The sequence below is a fragment of the Segatella copri genome (assembly GCF_051861805.1).
GTDB classification, from domain to species: Bacteria; Bacteroidota; Bacteroidia; order Bacteroidales; family Bacteroidaceae; genus Prevotella; species Prevotella copri_M.
Genome location: NZ_CP146520.1, coordinates 1293080 through 1312502, shown reverse-complemented (window position 1 = coordinate 1312502; position 19423 = coordinate 1293080). Strand labels below are relative to the sequence as shown.

Genomic DNA, 19423 nt, shown 5'->3' with positions numbered 1-19423 from the left:
GCAGTGTCATTCAGAACTTTGTTTTAATTTTGCAGCACGATAATAAACAAAATGTCTGGATATGGCAAGCATCCCGGTGCACCAACAGAGTAGCTTAGGTACACCCTGATAAAGAAGATAAATGATAGTGCTGCGTTAATTAAATAAATCAGATTCAACATGTCGTTTCTAACTCGAACATATCCTTTTAAACAGAGTAAACACTTGCTAAAAGATAGTAGCATCTTTGGCTTCATCATTTGGGTAATTTTATATTTTCTGCAGCCATTTGGACTCTGCTTATATCAAGGTAACAAATGCTTTGTTGCTACATTATTCGGACTGGTAACTTTTGGATGCCACATAACATACGCTGCAACGATATTGAAGTATTTGCATCAAACTATCAAGCCCTGGCGTATCTGGCATGAAGGAGTAGCTATACTCGGACTGATTTTCATCATTGCCTTCGGTAATTTCCTCCTATTCTCATACTTGTTTCATTATACGATTACATTCAGTCTGTTTCTCTTGTTTCTAAATTGGACTATTATCATAGGCATATTTCTTACGACATTATCTATCGGAATGCAATACAACAGAACATTACGAGAGAGAATGGAAGAGTTGTTGCGCAATACAACAAAGGAACAGGAAGAAGTATCTATTACCATCCATGATACTAACGTAAGAGGAAACGATCTGTCGATTGCCATCAACGATCTACTTTATATGGAAGCACAGAAAAACAATGTATCCGTCTGTTTTCTAAAAGAAGGTAATGTTGTTGCTGTTGATATCCATACAACACTAACCCATGCTCTTGAAGAGTTGAAAGAGTTTGAGAACATTTTCCAATGTCACCGTTCTTTTGCTGTCAATGTGAATAATATCACTTCAGCACGAGGCAACTCAAATGGTTATCAACTGACTCTCGGAAATTGCACAAACATCATACCCGTTTCCCGAAGATTTGTGCCCAAGTTAAAGACTTATCTTACATAGTTATTTGTCCTTCAACTTAGTTATTCGGCATCTTAACTAGCTTTCTATCATAAGTTTTAGTTGTATATCCTAAGAATTTGGTAACTCCAGTTTCATGCAGTATCTTTGCGGCATGAAACATCGAATAATACATATCGCATTGCTGCTGACTTCAGTCTGCAACCTGGCTGCACAGACCATCATATCAGGCATGGTAAAAAGCGGTCAGGAACCGCTTGCTGGTGCCAATGTTTTCATCATGGGCACAATTGATGGATGCCTGACAGATTCTCTGGGCAGGTTTTCCTTTTCCACATCAAAAACCGGAGAAGCGTCTATCAAGATTACCATGATTGGTTTTGAAGAATATATGCAGACTACAGATGCCTGCAAGTTACATAATCTTTCTATCCAAATGAAAGAAAAAGCTACGGCAATCCAAGAAGTTGTAATATCTGCCAGCACTTACAGTTTCGGGAAAAGTGACAACTTCAAGACTATGGATGCCTTAGATATTGTGATGGCAGGTAATTCATGCGGGGACATTGTTGCAGCCCTGCAAACTTTACCCGGCACTCAAAAAGTGGGAGAAAATGGAAAGCTCTATGTCCGTGGTGGAGAAAGCGAAGAATGCCAGACTTTCATTAACGGAATGCACGTCCTTGTTCCATATAGTACAAACACAGAAAATACTGCTGTACGTGGACGATTCTCTCCTTTTATATTTAAAGGTATCAACTTTTCTCTTGGTGGATATAGCGGAGAATATGGACAAGCACTTTCCTCCGTTCTCCCTATGGAAACATCAGATGCAGCAACAAGTGACAAATATGGAGTCAGCGCATCATTGGTTGACTGGAACATCGGTGGCACCAAGGCATATTCCCACAGCAGCTTATCCTTTAATGCCGCACTAACAAGTTTGGGAATCTACAATCAGTTATTTTCAGAAAGGCTTGATTTCAACAAGCCTTATCTAAAACTATCTGGCGAATCACAATACAAGAATGAGTTCCGAAATGCCGGAATATTGAAAACATACGTTGGCTATGATTTTACATCTGTAGGACAGCATATAGACAACCAAAACCTTTCGCTCAAAGAGAATAATATCTATGCCAACACAACCTATAAGGCACAGTGGGGTGCTGGCTACACGCTCTTTTGTGGTATGGCAAGCTCATCGGTATTCAACGATATAGAAGATGCGAAGATTGCTGGTGACCGATATTACAACTTCAGGAATGAGATACATCTGAAAACAGGAATACGCAAAATTTGCTCGGATGCACTAAAAATATCGGCAGGAATGGAGGACTATCAGCGAAACAGCCTCATGGAGTACGAAAACGATTGCTACAAGTTGGATTATAATATTCTTGCTGCTCATATTGATGTCCAATGGAGGATGATGCCCCATGTGTTCCTGAATATTTCGACAAGGACAGAATATATGGCTCATGCCAACTGGCTGTTTATGCCAAGGGCTACACTATGTTATATTCCTAACAAGAATTTTCAGCTTTCATTTGCTACCGGTCGGTATAGCCAGACTCCAGAAGATGACTATCTTGCAACAAACAAGAAATCTCTTGGACAAAGTACGGCAGATCATGCTATCCTATCCATACAATATAAGTCGCCTGGTACACTCATACGAATAGAACCCTACTGGAAAAAATATCAGCGATTGCCTTTATGGGAAAAGGGTATTTACCAACCGAAAGGATATGGAAAGAGTAAAGGTATAGACATTTTTGTAGAAGAGCATTCGCTTTTCAAACATCTGACCACAGCATTTTCATATTCCTACAACGATTCCAAGCGATTCTATCACGAATACACAGAAGAGCGAATACCTGACTACGTCTCAAGGCATAATCTGAGATTGACAGCAAAATATTCATTCGGCAAAGCAATCATCGGGCTGACTGAATCGTATGCAAGCGGACGTCATTTTCTTATTGGCAAGACACCACATTATAATAGCGTAGATATAAACCTTACTTATCTGCTAAGTCCCAAGGTCATTATCTATTCTTCTCTGAACAACATCCTCGGCCGTACAAACATTTTCGGATATAATACTAACGGACGTTCGATAGTTCCTTCTAGAGACAGATTTTTATATATAGGCATATTTGTTTCACTTAAAAATAATAAAGCATATGACATTTCAAACTTTTAAACGATTCGTATTGATGTCTGTCTTCTTCATGACAACATCTGTAGTTATCTATGCCCAGCAATCCACAATGCAGAGGCTTATCGGACAGTCGCTTGCTAAACTTCATCAACCGACATCAGAGAGCATACTAAATTGTATTGCAGAGATGAAGCGTATTGATGATATGTTTCCTGATAGCATCCAGCCCAAGTTTCAGATAGCTTTGCAAAGTCTCAATTATTCCGTGATGAATCCGCATGCTCCACAAACAGAAAATCTTCTAAAAGAGACTGAAGAAACCATTGCCAAGATGGAGAATATAAAGCATGCTGACCCGTCTGACATCTGTACCCTTCGCGGTTTTCTCTATATGGTACGCATCGTACAGAATCCAGGGCAAAACGGTCAACGCTATTATCTGGAAGTGATGCAGGATTACGAGAAAGCTCTCAAACTCAACCCTGATAATCAACTGGCCAAACAATTGCAGCAAAAGTTTTTTGAGGGAATGAAACTGCAAACCGGTAAATAAGAAACAGAGGTTGTTTTATCCACGGACAATCTCCCCTGAGCCCCCAAAAAGAGTCGCAACCTAAAATATTATCAGGTTGCGACTCATTACTATTTACAATTAAACCTACAATTCGACCATACAATATCTACGTGATTACAAACCAAGCTTGTAAACCTTCAGATTCTTGAATTCAGCCTTGCCATCCTGGGTGTAGAGCTTCACATTCTCGTATGGAGCTACAGGGAACACGAGGTTGGTCATGGCGATACGGCCGCCATCTAAGAAGAGTTCAACAGATGACTTATCTACGAAGATATCAACATGATAAGTCTTCTTGCCATTCTCGCAAAGACTCAACGGAGCCCAGGTAGCCAGAGCGAAATCGTTCTTGTAGTTGATGGAGTTGGCAATGCGGGCAGGCTCCTTGCCTTCAGCTGCACGCTGCTTATCCCAAGCCAACTCGATATCGTGAGGAACTGCCTGCTTGCCGAAATCGGTCAAACCGCTCTCTGTTCTATCCATAACCACCTTGCCCTGCTTCATATCGAAGTAAATCAGGGTGCGCTCACGCTTATTGTTTGAAATCTCAATACCGGCAATGCCGTTGGCATCTGGAGTTACATCGGCCTCAATCTCGAATGCACCTTCCATATTGGCAGCAACACCCTTCAGATCCTTGGCATCGGCAACAGAAGCATCAGCCAAATCCTTGGTTTCCTTTCTCAAAGCATATACTTCAGGAGCTACATTCTCAGAAACATAATACTTGCCGTTATTCTCGTAAAGCTTCAACTCACGAGGCAAACCGTTGGCACCACGATTCTGCTTGAACGGAGTGAGGTTGGCATACTGCCAGTTGCTCATCCAGGTGATTCCCAATACTCGGTCGCCTGTGTTGGAGAAGGTAACGGTAGCGTAATGATCCTTACCCCAATCGAGCCACTTCACATCGTGGGCATCAGGACAGGTGAAGTTCTTGCCGTCGAAATCGCCTACGAAATACTCGGTTGCACTGCCACCAAACCAGCAACCTGGATTGATATTCATGGTCATCACCCACTTCATCTTCTTCTTATCACCATTTACAGGCAACTGGAAGAAGTCTGGGCACTCATACTGGCATGGCTGCTGACCCAAACCCTTACCAAAGGCACTCACGTAAGTCCATTTCTTGAGATTCTTTGACTTGTAGAAGCGGGTCTCTTTATCAGCAGAAACAATCATATACCAGCATTTTCCCTTCTCATACCAGAACACCTTAGGGTCACGGAAATCCTTCAAACCATCGAATGGAGTCAACACTGGGTTGCCCTCGTACTTGGTAAAGGTGCGACCATTGTCATTGCTATAAGCGATGCACTGCACCTCATCATGGTTTACACTACTGTTGTTGGTATAGATGGCGATGATGGCATTCTTGCCGAAACCTGTCGTATTCTTCTTATCCACAACCGAACTACCAGAGAAGATATGACCTACAGGGTCGCGGGCGATGGCAGGATCGAGATGCTCCCAATGAACCAGGTCCTTGCTTACGGCATGACCCCAGTGCATATTGCCCCACTTGCTTCCGTATGGGTTATACTGGAAGTAAAGATGATACTCACCATCCTTATACACCATTCCGTTAGGGTCGTTCATCCAACCATAGAGCGGAGTGAAGTGATAAGATGGGCGATAGTAATCGGTGTTGGTGGTATCAAAAGTATTGCTGAGCTTCATGAGATTCACAGCCAAGGCATCTTTCTTCAAACCGAGAATCTTGACCGTAGCCACATTACCCTTGACCGACTTACCGGCAGCATTCTTCTCCAAAGAGAATGGCACGAAGTAATCTACACCATTCTGTGCCAGACGCACATCCATCCAGGTATCTTCCTTATCACCGGTGCTCAAGATAACCTGAGCCTCATCCTTCTCTTCCTGGATAGGGAGAAGAAGATACTTGGTAGGATTCTCCACCTTGACGATGGTAGTATCACCCTTGTGTTCGATGTTCATCTTCTGTGCAAAGGCAGAAGTGGTAGCTGATACCATCAACATGAGGCAGGCAGCCTTCATCATTTTGTTTGTTTCCATTGTAAAACTATTGTTAATTGTTATTGTTTATATCTATTGATATGTAGTATTGTTTTCGTTATTATCGACAGCCCTATACCTTATTATATATAGGAGCTGTCGATTATATGTATTGGAATTAAAACGCTTAGAATTTAAGCGAAGCTGTGAATTCAACCGTGAATGGACGAAGATAGCTACCCGTCATAATCTGATTCTTGATTCCCTTAGCCTCATCCTTAGTAATCAGCTCGGCACCTGCGATACTACCCTTGGCACCAGTCTGGTTGAGGAAGTTGACTACGGTGCAGCCGAGAGCCAGGCGCTTGGTTGCCTGCCAGTTTACACCACCAAAGGTCTCCCAGTGACCATTGAAGTAATATGCCTCGTTGATGTTGGCGTAGGTCTTGCTGAAGTAACGGAAGCTGGTCCAGAGCTTGATGTCCTTGGTAATCATGTAGCTTGGATCCAACTCGATGAGAATCTGAGGAATCTCTGCTACGATATTGCCAGTGGCATTGATGTTGCCAGGGGTACCATCACTGAAGGTAACCGATGTCTCATATTTCTTGTAAGTTGGCTTCTGATAAGTGAAGAGGAAGTGGAAATCGAATCCCTTGAAAGGATGAGCCACAGCATCGGTTGTCCAACCCCATGTCTGAATATCGTAAGCCATAGGAGCTGCCTTGATTTCACTGCCATGCTGCAAGTTCAGAGTTGAGTTGTTGTTGGTCTTTGAGATGTAAGAGAACAACGATGTCAAACTCAACCATGAGTTATTGTAGTAGATACCTGCACGACCGAGTGGCACAGAAATCTTATCCGTATTTGGCAATGTAGCTGGGGCAAAAGCCTCGAACTTAGGATGCTGAACGATGTAAGTGAAATCGCCAGTGAAGCCGAAGCTATCGGTCAACTTATAAGTTGCTGCTACAGAGAAATCGTAGTTCAACCAGTTGTAACTCAAGTCTGCCGGAGCAATCTTAGTTCCATCTGCTGCAGTAGCACCGAGATAGTAATCGGCAAATCGGCCTACGAATTCACCCTTTGCATTCTTCACTGCTGCGTTTTCACCCTTCAGCTTCTGCCACTCCAGACGAGCACCATAGTAGAGGTTCAACTTATTGGTGACATCCCAATCGTGAGTGAAGTAGAGAGCCAGCTTGTTTTCGCTTCCCTTATAATACTCAGAGGCGTTCTTGTTGAAGTCGTAGAAATAGCCATTGCGCTTGGCATCCCAAACTCGCAAGGCATAATTGCCATCTGCAGGAACACTCTGGTCATACATGGTTGTATTTGAGCAATAATCGATATGGTAGAACCACTCATTCACGCCAAGACGGAAGGTGGAAGTACTGAATTTCTTGCTGAGCTCGGTGGTGAAAAGAGCCTCATCAATCTTACCGGCATTGAGACAGGACATACGGGTCTGAACATACTGACCATCGTAAGCCTTAGCCTGTCCGTTGATGTCGCGATACATATAATTATATACGCCCTTGTTGGCATCGCTCTTCAAATCGATGATAGACATTGGTGACTGGTAAACCATCGCACCACGTGAGTGATCGTACTTCAAGGTAGCCTTCCAGTTCAAACCGTTGTCAAAACGGTAGTTGTTCATCAGGGTTACCTCGCTTGTCTTGTTCAGACAGGCATCATAGAGAGAAGTCTGCTTCAACTCACCAGTACGCATATCACGATAGGTCATATCATTATCTACAGGAAGATAAGAGGTGGTACCGAGCTTGAAGTCGCCATACTCCTTCACGCTTCCATCACCTACATAAATGAATGGAGCACTCTGGGTAGCATAGTTATATACATTATGACTGTTGGCATACTTATACATAGCGGTAAATTCACCACGGTTGCCGTTATACTTCTTGGTAAGGAGCGCCTTATAAATCTGAGTACGGTCCTGATAAGGAGTTGACTTAATCTTGAAGGTTCCCGGGTCGAAATTCTGATACATATTAAAGCTGTAGTACCAGTCGCTTCCCAAATCACCATTCATATTCAAAGAGAATTCCTGCAATCCGAAGTGATTGCTCTTATAGTTCAGCGTACCATTGAAACCTTTCTGACCCTTCTGGGTGAAAGAGTTCACGGCATAACCGATATTACCGGTAGTGATAGCTGTCTCTGCAATCTTAAGCAAACCCTGATGGCTCAAACTTGCATCGCCACGCCAGATGGTATTCACAGAGTGAGGATTGGTTGCATAAGTAACAGGCAGCCCATTCTCCAAAACGTTGACATCGGCAGAAGGCAAGCCTATCTGAATCTCACGAGGACCATTCGCACTGGCTGCATTGAGCATCACATTACGATTACCCTCTTCCTTCGCACTAGAATTATCATCCTGTGCAAAAGCTGCTGTAACATTTACCAATGAAAGTGCAAGCATCATAGCTGCGCTCTTTCCATTTAAAAAGTTGTTCATACTTTAAATGTTTAATTTGTTAATCCTATTTTTTATTTCTGCTGCAAAGTTATATAAAAACAGGTATAATAGCTTTAAAAATCTCTACATATAATAACAAATTCCGTTCATTGCAACATAATTGATATAGCATGAACGGATTTTATTAGGAACTACAAGCACTATCAAAGGGAAAAGAGAGCTATAAAATGAAAACAAAGATGCCCAAAAAATGAAAAGCAGATACCCATAAACGAAAAACAGCTGCTGGTACTCACCCAACAGCTGCTCTTACTGATTTCCCAAAAACTAACTTTTCTTTTTCCCTAAAACAACTAAACCTAAAAACAAATTTCTTTTTCTTAAAACAACTAAACCTACAACCTGAATTTCTTTTTCCCAAATCTAACTAATCATTACCTGAAACAAACTTCTTACCTTCAAGATTACTTCATACCTTTTGAATACTCAATCCTATAACCTTAAAAACATAAACCTATGAAAATGCAACTATTTCGCATGAAACAATTTCTAAACTTTTAAACTCTGGTGCAAAGGTATGAAGTTTTGGTGAAAGTGATGTACACTTATCGTTCAAAAAGTGACGAAAATGATACATTGAAACAATTTCCCCACTAAATGAACGATATTTCCCTTTATTTTCACGATTTATGACCCAATTTCACCCGGCAGCATGCCGTATTCTTCCTTAAAACACTTGGTAAAATAAGACGGAGCAGAGAAACCTACATCATAGGCAACCTCAGAGACACTCATGCTGCGGCTTTCAAGCAGTCGCTTTGCCTTAGCCAAACGAGCCTTACGGAGCAAATCTACCACCGAAGATCCCGTCATCGCCTTCACCTTGCGATAAAGCTGAACGCGGCTCAAACCAATCTGCTTACCAATATCCTCTACACCAAACTCGCTGTCGGAGAGATTCTTCTGGATGATGGAATGCAGCTGCTTGAGGAACTGCTTGTCACGATCTTCCAGATGCGACTCTGATATTTCCTGCTCTGCCTCCTTGGAACCCTGGAAAAGACGCTTCAGAAGCTTGCGCTGTTTCAGGAGATTCTCGATACGAGCCAGGAGCACCTTGCTATGGAATGGCTTGGTAATATAGGAGTCGGCTCCATGTTCATAACCTTCTGCACGATGCTCCTCCAGATTCTTGGCGGTAAGCATAATGACAGGGATATGAGAGGTTGCCTTGTTCGTCTTCAACTGTTCGGTGAACTCCAAACCATCCATCACCGGCATCATCACATCGCAGATGACCAAATCCGGAACTTCCTTCTTGGCTATCTCCAATCCTTCCTTGCCATCCACAGCCTCCATTACTATATAATCATCCTGCAAAAGCGTATGCTCATACTGACGGATATCATTGTTGTCATCGATGACCAGAACGGTTGGCTTATTGGTATTCTCGCTAACCAACTGCTGTACTTTTCCACATTTCCTCACGCCATCATCGATATATTGCAGTACAGACTCGTTTACCACATTCTTATTATCTGAATTAGAATTACTTACAGAGTTATCCACATCCTCATCTTCCATGTGGATAACCAGTGATTTATCCACCTGTTCACGTGGGATTTCCACTATAAAGTCAGACCCCTTTCCCAATTCACTCTCAACCCAAACTTCACCATGATGCAATTCCACAAACGACTTGACCAAAGCCAAGCCGATGCCGGTACCGCTGGCAGCCCCCTTAGCCTGGAAGAAGCGCTCAAAGATCTTATCAGTCTCTTCCTTCTCGATTCCCTTGCCGGTATCTCTCACATCCAGTCGGAGTTTCTCACCTTCATCTTTCAGGGAAACAAAGATGTCGCCACCAGCAGGAGTATATTTCAAGGCATTGCTCAAAAGATTGAAGATTACTCGGGCTATCTTCTCCTTATCGGCTACCACTTCATGACTGCCCTTGAAAGCCGCTATATCCAGATGGAGTTTGATTTGCTTGCGTTCAGCAGTAAGCTGGAAATCACCCACCCATACCGTCAAGGTTTTCACGATGTCGAAGCGATAAAGTTTCAAGTCCATCTTTCCGTTCTGAATCTTGCGGAAATCGAGGATGCTACTCACCAGCTGCTGCAGGGCGATGGCATTACGCTGCACCATCTTGAGCAGTTCCCGACTTTTGCCCTTGATGCCGCTATCTTCCAGTAGCATCTCCACAGGGTCGGCAATCAACGTTAACGGAGTTCGAAGTTCATGACTGATATTCGTAAAGAATACCAGGCGAGAATGGGTCAGTTCCATAACCTCCTCATTCAGACGCTTCAATTCTTCGTTCTTTACTTCCAGCTCCCCATTCACTCGTTTCAGTTCATCATTGGTTTTAGCCAGTTCCTCGTTGAGTTTCGCCTTTATCACATAGCCACGGAAAACCATGGTAGAGGCAACCAGACATACCAAGAGGAACAGGCACAATCCTACCAGCATGATTTTCTGAGAGTTATAATCAGCCAGATATCGATCAACCTGTTTATGCAAGGTTTTCAGATTGCGGGCTTGTCGCTCTGCATCCCTAGCCTCCATCAAGGTGAGTTCAGCATTTGCCTTGGTAATGATAGAGGTACTCATATAGTTATCGCGCTTATAAGGTTGACGCTTCAGAATCTTCATTGCCAGGGCTATCACCTCATCGCCCTTGGTAGGATAGAGATAGGAAGCCTCGAAGATGCCGTCACGCACCAGTTCCAGGCCACCACCCTCGGTAGCCATTCCATCCACGCCGGTATATTTATAGTTGCGCTTCACACCCATCTGCTGAACTGCCACATAGGCACCCCATGCCAGCCGGTCGTTGTGGGCAAAGACATAATCAAAATCTTGCGTCTTCTTCAAGATTCTTTTCATTGCCCTTATACCACCTTCTTCCTTCCAGTTTCCACTCTCAGAAGCAACCATCTGAATACCAGGATAAGATTTGATGGCATCCATAAAGCCACGATGACGCTCCATGGCAGGCGATGAACCTTCCAAGCCACCTATTTCGACAACACGTCCATGCCCCTGCAACTGCTGGGCAACAAACTTACCCATCGAATTGCCTATGGTATAGTTATCGCAACCGATGAATGCCGTATATTTGTCAGAATTGGTCTTGCGATCATAAAGTATCACAGGAATACCTTTGTCGTGAGCACGCTCCACAGCCTTTGAGATGGCGCTCAACTGATTAGGAGAGATGATGAGCAGATCGACCCCCTCGTCTATAAACTGGTTAACCTGCTTGTTCTGCAATACATTATCATCATTCGACGAAGCAAGTTTCACTATGATGGAATCATTGAGATACTCACTCGTCTTCAACTCATCATTGAGCTTATCACGCCAGACATCCTCTGAGCATTGAGAAACACCAATGACAAACTTCTTGGGTTGCTTGCTACAGCTGCCTAGCAACACGAGAAATGCCATATATATAATAAGGTGCAAATAACGTTTCATATCGCTTATACGTTTGTTATATTAAAAGATTGTTCACTTAGAGAAAGCCTTAAAGAACGACTTTTCGATGCAAATTTACAACTTTTTTTTGGTTTTCTATCATTTGGTTCGTTTTTTACAAATATAAAGCAAAGATTTTTAAAGAAGATTATCAAAAAATGCATTAATTTTGCACCCAGAAAGATATATAAAGATATATAACGAGAAAAATAAGCAATCGACAATAAATAGTATAAACAACAAAAACAGAAAATATTATGGCTGAAGAGAAAAAATTTAGAGTAGAGTCAGACCTTTTAGGTGAACTCAAGGTTCCTGCTGAAGCACTTTATGGTGTACAGACACAGCGCGGTATCAACAACTACCACATCTCCCGCAAGACAATGTGCAGCTATCCAGACTTCATTATCGCTATCGCATACGTGAAGCTGGCTGCTATTGAGACCAACCATACCCTCGGCGTTATCAACGACGAGATTTCAGGTGCCATCTCTCAGGCTTGCCGCGAAATCATCGACGGCAAATGGCATGAGAACTTCCCTATCGACATGGTACAGGGTGGTGCAGGTACATCTGTCAACATGAACGCCAACGAGGTAATCGCCAACCGTGCACTCGAAATCATGGGCCACGAAAAGGCTGACTACCAGTACTGTTCTCCTAACGACCACTGCAACTGCGGTCAGAGTACCAACGATGTATATCCTACTTCTATCCGCCTGGCCCTCATCCGAATGAACACCCATCTGATAGGTGCCTTGACAGGTTTGATCAGCGCATTCCGCTATAAGGCAGATGAGTATGCCGACGTCATCAAGATGGGCCGCACCCAGTTGCAGGATGCTGTTCCTATGTCTTTCGGACAGGAATTCAATGCATACGCCAACAACCTGGAAGAGGAAATCCTCAACCTGGAGCGCAACGTGAAGCTCCTGCACGAAATCAACATGGGTGGTACAGCCATCGGTACCGGCTTGAATGCCGTTCCTGGCTTCGCCAAGCTCTGCGCAGCTAACCTCAGCAAGCTGACAGGTGAGAACTTCGAGACAGCTACCGACCTGGTAGAGGCAACCCCAGATACCGGTGCTTACGTAAGCTACTCTTCAGCTCTGAAGCGTCTGGCTATCAAGTTGTCTAAGATCTGTAACGACCTCCGTCTGATGGCATCAGGTCCTCGTTGCGGCTTGAACGAAATCAACCTTCCTCCTAAGGCACCAGGTTCTTCTATCATGCCGGGCAAGGTGAACCCTGTGATCCCAGAGGTAACCAACCAGGTTTGCTTCAAGGTAATCGGTAACGATGCTACCGTGAGCTTCGCTGCAGAGGCAGGACAGTTGGAGTTGAACGTGATGGAGCCTATCATCACCGAAAGTCTCTTCGAGAGCTTGACATGGATGAAGAATGCCATCGAGACTCTGACATCAGAGTGTATTCTCGGCATCACCGTGAACAAGGAGCGTTGCTACGAGATGGTAAAGAACAGTATCGGTATCGTAACCGCACTTAATCCCATCATCGGATATAAGAAGAGTTCCAAGGTGGCCAAGGAAGCTCATGCCACAGGACGCTCTGTATATGACATCGTCATTGAGCAGGGAATCATGAGTAAGGAAGAACTCGACAAGGCACTCGACCCTAAGGAGATGCTGCAGTCGCACAAGTTTACGCTGAAATAAATTTTTCCATAACCAGTCAGCTTATTAGCTGAAATTACAAGAAACCTGTAAGCGTATTCCCAATTTGGAATATAGCTTACAGGTTCTTTTTATATCATTTCAAAAAATCATTCCTGGTTGCGATAAGCCAGCGGCGACATTCCCGAGCGGAGCTTAAAGAAATTACTCATAGCACTCTGGTCACTAAAATGCAGATAATCAGCTATCTCTCCCATCGTCATATCCGACTGCTTCAAAAGATTGCATATCTCCTTATACAATAAGGATGTGATGTGGTCATTCACCGTGGTTCCGGAAATCTCCTTGATCATTCTCGAAAGATAAGGAGAAGATACGTTCAGTTTATCGGCATAGAATCGAATCTGCCGCTCGGTGCGGAAATGGCGATACAGGAGATGGAGAAATATCTCATATACTTCTTTCTTATGTCGCAAATCGCGAGTAACGGATACATTCTCGTAGGGAAGTTCGGAAACCAGGAGTTTCAATACATTCACCATCGACTGTATCATCTCAACCTTATAGATATGTTGATGGCGTACGATGTCGCGAATCATGTGGAAGATATCAAGAGCCGCCTTCTGCTTGTCGGCAGACAACTGATACACCACATCGGCAGAGATTTCCTCATCCACCAGGATAGCTTCCGCCTCGAAATCTGCCGACATGTCAGAAAAGGCAATGACATGCTTGGGCGAGATAACCAGCAGTTCGCCAGATATCAACGTTCTGTCAGTTCCATCGGTTTCAGCACCCTGCTGAAGAACCTTCATATTGATGTTTCCTCTGGTCACCAATACCAGTTTGGTAAACAGAGTGCGCTCTAGAGCCATCTCTTTCAATTCATTCTCGCATAAATCGTCTATATAGATATGTGCGGCATAAGCCCCAAAAATGCTTTCAAGATGGTGTTGGGCGGCAAACTCCTTTAAATTATAAACTTGCTGCTTCATAAAGATCCATAATTTTTAGTTGGGGACAAATTTACAATTTTATTTTGGAAAATGCAAGAAACGTATGGATAAAAAATGTGAAGAACTTAAACAGCCAAATGTTATCAACGATGTTTTTCCAACAACACAACCACTGAAAATCAAGCTATTAAGATAGTTTTCCACAGTTATCAACAGATACTTGGATAACTTTATGAAACCCGAAGTGGAAAAGTGTGGAAAAGTTTGGCGCACAAAAAAGACACTAACTTTAAAAGTTAGTGTCTTTAAAGTAGCGGGAGGGGGCCACGATCCCTCGACCTCCGGATTATGAATCCGACGCTCTAACCAGCTGAGCTATCCCGCCATCCTTACAAGTCATTTCTGAATTGCGGGTGCAAAGGTACAACAATTATTTGATTCCACCAAATTTTTTCGGAGAAATTTTCAAAAAAACTTTTATTTTTTTGTTTTTGGCCCTTTTTCACCCCATTTACACCTATTATATATATAAAAAAAGCGAAAAAGAAAGGTTTTCTGATTTTTTTGTGTTAACTTTGCACGCTGAAACTGTCAAGTCCCAGAATAAGTAGGATGGGAAGACAGTAAACTTGATAAAAAGAAATGTTTAGAATTAAGAAATTAGACATATTTATAGCCAAGCAATTTGGACTCCTTTTCATGGGAACCTTCTTCATCTGCCAGTTTGTGCTGATGATGCAGTTCCTGTGGCGATATATCGATGACCTCATCGGTAAGGGAATCTCTATGGACGTGATGGCGCAGTTCTTCTGGTACATGGGCTTGATGCTCGTGCCGCAAGCCCTGCCGCTCGCCATCCTGCTTTCCTCACTGATGACGTTCGGCAACCTGGGTGAAAGTTCAGAGCTCACAGCCATCAAGGCTGCCGGCATCTCTCTGATGCAGGCTTTCCGTTCGCTCATCATCATCACCGTCATCATCATGTGCGGCTCGTTCTACTTCCAAAACAACGTAGGCCCGAGTGCCAACCAGAAACTGGGACAGCTCCTGCTCTCCATGAAGCAGAAGAGTCCGGAACTGGAAATCCCAGAAGGAATCTTCTATGACGGCATTCCAAACTGCAACCTCTATGTGCAGAAGAAAGACCTGAAGACGGGTAAGCTCTACGGCATCATGATCTATCGCATGACCGACAGTTATGAAGATGCAGCCATCATCCTCGCCGACTCGGGCATGCTGCAGAGTACCGCCGAAAAGAAGCACCTCATTTTGACGCTCAACAGCGGCGAATGGTTCGAAAACATGCAGAGCAGCGAATTCGGCAACAGCGCAGCCGTACCATACAGAAGAGAGACCTTCATCACCAAGAAGATTGTGCTCGACTTTGACGGAGGCTTCAATCTTGCAGATGCAGCCTCGCTATCCAACAATGCCAAGGCAAAGAGCCTCTCCAAGATCTTCCACGACATCGATTCCATCAACGGGCAGTATGACTCCGTGGGCAGGAACTATCTCAGCGAAGCCAACGTCCGCTTCTACAGACTTGCCACGGTGGACCAGAAAGACTCGGCAAGACTTGCTAAAAAAGGGCAGACGGAGAATTTCGACACCTTATATAATAGGCTCCCCAACGACAAGAAGCTGATGGCACTCAACGATGCCAAGATGACGGTGCAGCAGGAGACGAGCGACCTCGACTTCAAGGCGATGATGACCCACGATGCCGACTATATCGTAAGACTTCACGAGATAGAAGCCATACAGAAGTTCACGCTGGCACTGGCATGCCTGATCTTCTTCTTCATCGGTGCGCCTTTGGGAGCCATCATCCGAAAGGGAGGTCTGGGATTCCCGGTAGTCATATCCGTTCTGGTGTTCATCATCTTCTACATCCTCGACAATACGGGCTACCGAATGTCACGACAGGGTTCGTGGGCCATCTGGTTCGGTAAGGGACTGGCACCAGCCGTGCTTGCCCCAATCGCCGTCTTCGTGACCTACAAGGCAACCAACGACTCTACGGTATTCAACATGGAGCTATACAAGAACTTCTTCATGAAGCTGCTGGGTCTGCGAATCAAGCGCCACATCTTCGGCAAAGAGGTAATCATCGAAGACCCGAAATACAGGGAAGATGCCGCATCGCTGGAGAAGCTGAACGGCGACATCGCTATATATAATAAGGTACACGAGCTGAAGAAGCTTCCTAACTTCATCAATGTGTTCTTCAAGTATCAGCCCGACCACGAGATAGAACGCATCAGCGAAGAACTGGAAAAAGTGATAGAGGACCTGAGCAACACCAAGAACAGGGTGATTCTGCACAATCTCAACCTCTACCCTATTCTCGCGACCAAGGCCCACACCCGACCATTCGAGCAGAAGTGGCTCAACATCGTTGCAGCCATCATCGTTCCGGTGGGCATCGTGCTGTACCTCAGAATGTGGCGCTTCAGACTCCGTCTCTATCGTGACCTGAATGTCATCAGACAGAGTAACGCCAACATCATCAGTCAGATAAACAAAATGTAACTAACAAAATAAAGTATCACAAATGGCAGACATCAAACTAAATAGCATCGAAGATGCAGTAAAGGATTTCCAGGAAGGAAAGTTTGTTATCGTAGTAGACGACGAAGACCGCGAGAACGAAGGCGACCTCATCATCGCCGCAGAGAAGATTGATGCAGAGAAGGTAAACTTCATGCTGAAGAACGCAAGAGGCGTGCTCTGCGCACCGATTACACTGAGCCGTTGCGACGAACTCGACTTACCTCACCAGGTTTCAGACAACACCTCCATGCTCGGCACACCATTCACCGTAACCGTAGACAAGCTGGAGGGCTGCTCTACAGGCGTATCGGCACACGACCGTGCAGAGACCATCAAGGCACTTGCCGACCCTAGCTCAACCCCACAGACATTCGGTCGCCCTGGCCACATCAACCCACTCTATGCACAGGACAACGGCGTATTGAGAAGAAGCGGCCACACCGAGGCTGCCATCGACCTCTGCAAGATGGCAGGACTCTATCCAGCCGGCGCACTCATGGAAATCATGAACGAAGACGGCACCATGGCACGCCTGCCAGAGCTGATGAAAATGGCGAAGGAGTGGAACCTGAAGGTAATCTCCATCAAAGACATGATAGAATACCGCCTCAAGAAGGAATCGCTCATCGAAGTGGGCGAAGAGGTGGATATGCCAACCGACTACGGACACTTCCGACTCATCCCATTCCGCCAGTCAAGCAACGGATTGGAGCACATGGCACTCATCAAGGGCGAATGGAAGGAAGACGAGCCAATCCTGGTTCGTGTACACTCATCATGCGCCACAGGCGACATTCTGGGCAGCAAGCGCTGCGACTGCGGACAGCAGTTGCACAAGTCAATGGAAGAGATTGAGAAAGCAGGCAAGGGAGTCATCATCTACATGCAGCAGGAAGGCAGAGGCATCGGACTGATGAACAAGATTGCCGCCTACAAGCTTCAGGAAGAAGGATACGACACAGTAGACGCCAATGTTCACCTCGGCTTCAAGCCAGATGAGCGCGACTACGGCTGCGGCGCACAGATGCTCCGCCACCTCGGCGTACACAAGATGCGCCTGCTCACCAACAACCCGGTGAAACGTGTAGGACTGGAAGCATACGGACTCGAAATCGTAGAGAATGTAGCCATCGAAGTTGAACCTAACAAGTACAACGAGCGCTACCTCAAGACCAAAAGAGACCGCATGGGGCATACTTTGCACCTCGGATAATGTAATTTTTGTTATTATTTCGGGTCAAAACCCGAAATAATGAGCAAATTTCTTCCGAAAAAGAAATAATTTGTTTAATTTTGCACACGAATATTTAATATAAACAAAGAATTATGGCACAATTATCTGATCGTCTTAACAGATTGGCACCATCAGCAACGCTGGCGATGTCACAGAAGAGTAGTGAAATGAAAGCTCAGGGTATCGATGTAATTAACATGAGTGTAGGTGAACCAGACTTCAACACGCCTGACAATATCAAGGAGGCTGCGAAGAAGGCTATTGATGAGAACTTCTCACGTTACTCACCAGTTCCTGGTTACCCAGACTTGCGAAAGGCAATTGTAGCCAAACTGAAAAAGGAGAACGGTCTCGACTACACTATGAACGAGATAATCGTCGGCACAGGTGGCAAGCAGTGCGTATGCAATGCCGTATTGGCACTCGTGAACCCAGGCGACGAAGTTATCATCCCAGCTCCATATTGGGTAAGTTACCCACAGATGGTGAAGTTGGCAGGTGGTACACCAGTCATCGTAAACGCAGGTTTCGACCAGGACTTCAAGATGACAGCCGAGCAGCTTGAGAACGCCATCACAGAGAAGACCAAGATGCTCATTCTCTGCTCTCCTAGCAACCCAACAGGTAGCGTATATTCAAAGGAGGAATTGGCAGCATTGGCAGCCGTCCTCAAGAAGCATCCAGAAGTATTCGTGTTGGCAGACGAAATCTACGAGCACATCAACTATATCGGCAAGCACCACAGCATCGCTCAGGAGCCAGGCATGAAGGAGCAGGTAATCATCGCCAATGGTGTATCTAAGGCATACGCCATGACAGGATGGAGAATCGGTTTCCTCGCAGGTCCGGAGTGGATCATCAAGGGCTGCAACAAACTGCAGGGTCAGTACACCAGCGGTACATGTTCTGTAAGCCAGAAGGCAGCCGAGGCAGCCTACACACTCGACCAGGGTGCCGTGGAGGAGATGCGCGTAGCCTTCGAGCGTCGCCGCAACCTGATTGTGAAGCTGGCTAAGGAAGTACCAGGACTTGAGGTCAACATGCCACAGGGCGCCTTCTATCTCTTCCCTAAGTGCAACAGCTACTTCGGCAAGAGCAACGGTGAGAAGACTATCAACAACTCAACCGACTTCGCAATGTATCTGCTGGAGGAAGCTCACGTAGCAACAGTAGGCGGTGATGCCTTCGGCGATCCAGACTGTTTCCGCATGAGCTATGCCACAAGCGACGAGAACATCGTAGAGGCCATTCGCCGTATCAAGGAAGCATTGAGCAAATTGAAATAAAAACGAGCAAACAAGTACGTTTTACCATCAATTTTGTAAAGAAATAACGAGATATTGACTTATTTTGAGTTAATATCTCGTTAAAACTTCTTAATTAGGGTAATAGTTTCTCATTATTTATTATCTTTGCCAATGGATTTTGAGGAATCTTCTCGCACAGGTCAG

At 44.7% G+C, this 19423-nt stretch carries 11 protein-coding genes and 1 tRNA gene; 7 read left to right on the top strand and 5 right to left on the bottom strand.

Annotation, left to right across the window (positions count from 1 at the left end; all coding sequences use genetic code 11):
• Positions 1-597: 597 nt before the first annotated feature.
• The 3 genes from V8Z93_RS04985 to V8Z93_RS04975 all read left to right on the top strand — a co-directional run bounded on the left by V8Z93_RS04985 (position 598) and on the right by V8Z93_RS04975 (position 3662).
• Complete coding sequence (locus V8Z93_RS04985) at positions 598-984, top strand: LytTR family DNA-binding domain-containing protein (protein WP_181976471.1); 387 nt, start codon at positions 598-600, stop codon at positions 982-984.
• A gap of 112 nt (positions 985-1096) precedes the next feature.
• Positions 1097-3151 (top strand): TonB-dependent receptor, encoded by a 2055-nt coding sequence (locus V8Z93_RS04980; protein ID WP_439432570.1) that lies wholly within the window; start codon positions 1097-1099, stop codon positions 3149-3151.
• Positions 3132-3662, top strand: coding sequence for a hypothetical protein (locus V8Z93_RS04975; protein ID WP_439432569.1), 531 nt, complete (start codon positions 3132-3134; stop codon positions 3660-3662). The genes V8Z93_RS04980 and V8Z93_RS04975 overlap by 20 nt, the downstream gene beginning before the upstream one ends.
• A 135-nt stretch (positions 3663-3797) precedes the next feature.
• On the opposite strand, the gene V8Z93_RS04970 is transcribed toward V8Z93_RS04975, so the two are convergent.
• From V8Z93_RS04970 to V8Z93_RS04960, 3 genes are all read right to left on the bottom strand, one after another.
• Positions 3798-5723, bottom strand: a complete 1926-nt coding sequence (locus tag V8Z93_RS04970; RefSeq protein ID WP_439432568.1) for a GH32 C-terminal domain-containing protein — start codon at positions 5721-5723, stop codon at positions 3798-3800.
• 127 nt (positions 5724-5850) lie between these two features.
• The gene (locus V8Z93_RS04965; protein WP_439432826.1) at positions 5851-8112 is read right to left on the bottom strand and encodes a TonB-dependent receptor; all 2262 of its coding nucleotides are present in this window, start codon (positions 8110-8112) and stop codon (positions 5851-5853) included.
• Positions 8113-8796: 684 nt separating this feature from the next.
• Entirely contained in the window at positions 8797-11595 is a 2799-nt protein-coding gene (locus tag V8Z93_RS04960) for a hybrid sensor histidine kinase/response regulator transcription factor (RefSeq protein WP_439432567.1), read from the bottom strand.
• Between the two features lie 257 nt (positions 11596-11852).
• Between V8Z93_RS04960 and V8Z93_RS04955 the strand changes: the two genes are divergently transcribed.
• The gene (locus tag V8Z93_RS04955; protein WP_203040883.1) at positions 11853-13271 is read left to right on the top strand and encodes an aspartate ammonia-lyase; all 1419 of its coding nucleotides are present in this window, start codon (positions 11853-11855) and stop codon (positions 13269-13271) included.
• Positions 13272-13378: 107 nt separating this feature from the next.
• On the opposite strand, the gene V8Z93_RS04950 is transcribed toward V8Z93_RS04955, so the two are convergent.
• Together V8Z93_RS04950 and V8Z93_RS04945 are read right to left on the bottom strand one after the other, a co-directional pair.
• Positions 13379-14224: a helix-turn-helix domain-containing protein gene (locus V8Z93_RS04950; protein ID WP_439432566.1), complete on the bottom strand. Its 846-nt coding sequence runs from the start codon at positions 14222-14224 to the stop codon at positions 13379-13381.
• Between the two features lie 272 nt (positions 14225-14496).
• Positions 14497-14570 (bottom strand) — tRNA-Met (locus V8Z93_RS04945).
• Positions 14571-14827: 257 nt separating this feature from the next.
• Between V8Z93_RS04945 and V8Z93_RS04940 the strand changes: the two genes are divergently transcribed.
• The 3 genes from V8Z93_RS04940 to V8Z93_RS04930 all read left to right on the top strand — a co-directional run bounded on the left by V8Z93_RS04940 (position 14828) and on the right by V8Z93_RS04930 (position 19258).
• Positions 14828-16717 (top strand): LptF/LptG family permease, encoded by a 1890-nt coding sequence (locus tag V8Z93_RS04940; RefSeq protein WP_439432565.1) that lies wholly within the window; start codon positions 14828-14830, stop codon positions 16715-16717.
• A gap of 22 nt (positions 16718-16739) precedes the next feature.
• The gene (locus V8Z93_RS04935; protein ID WP_439432564.1) at positions 16740-17951 is read left to right on the top strand and encodes a bifunctional 3,4-dihydroxy-2-butanone-4-phosphate synthase/GTP cyclohydrolase II; all 1212 of its coding nucleotides are present in this window, start codon (positions 16740-16742) and stop codon (positions 17949-17951) included.
• Between the two features lie 113 nt (positions 17952-18064).
• Positions 18065-19258, top strand: a complete 1194-nt coding sequence (locus tag V8Z93_RS04930) for a pyridoxal phosphate-dependent aminotransferase (RefSeq protein ID WP_439432563.1) — start codon at positions 18065-18067, stop codon at positions 19256-19258.
• The last annotated feature ends 165 nt before the right edge of the window (positions 19259-19423 follow it).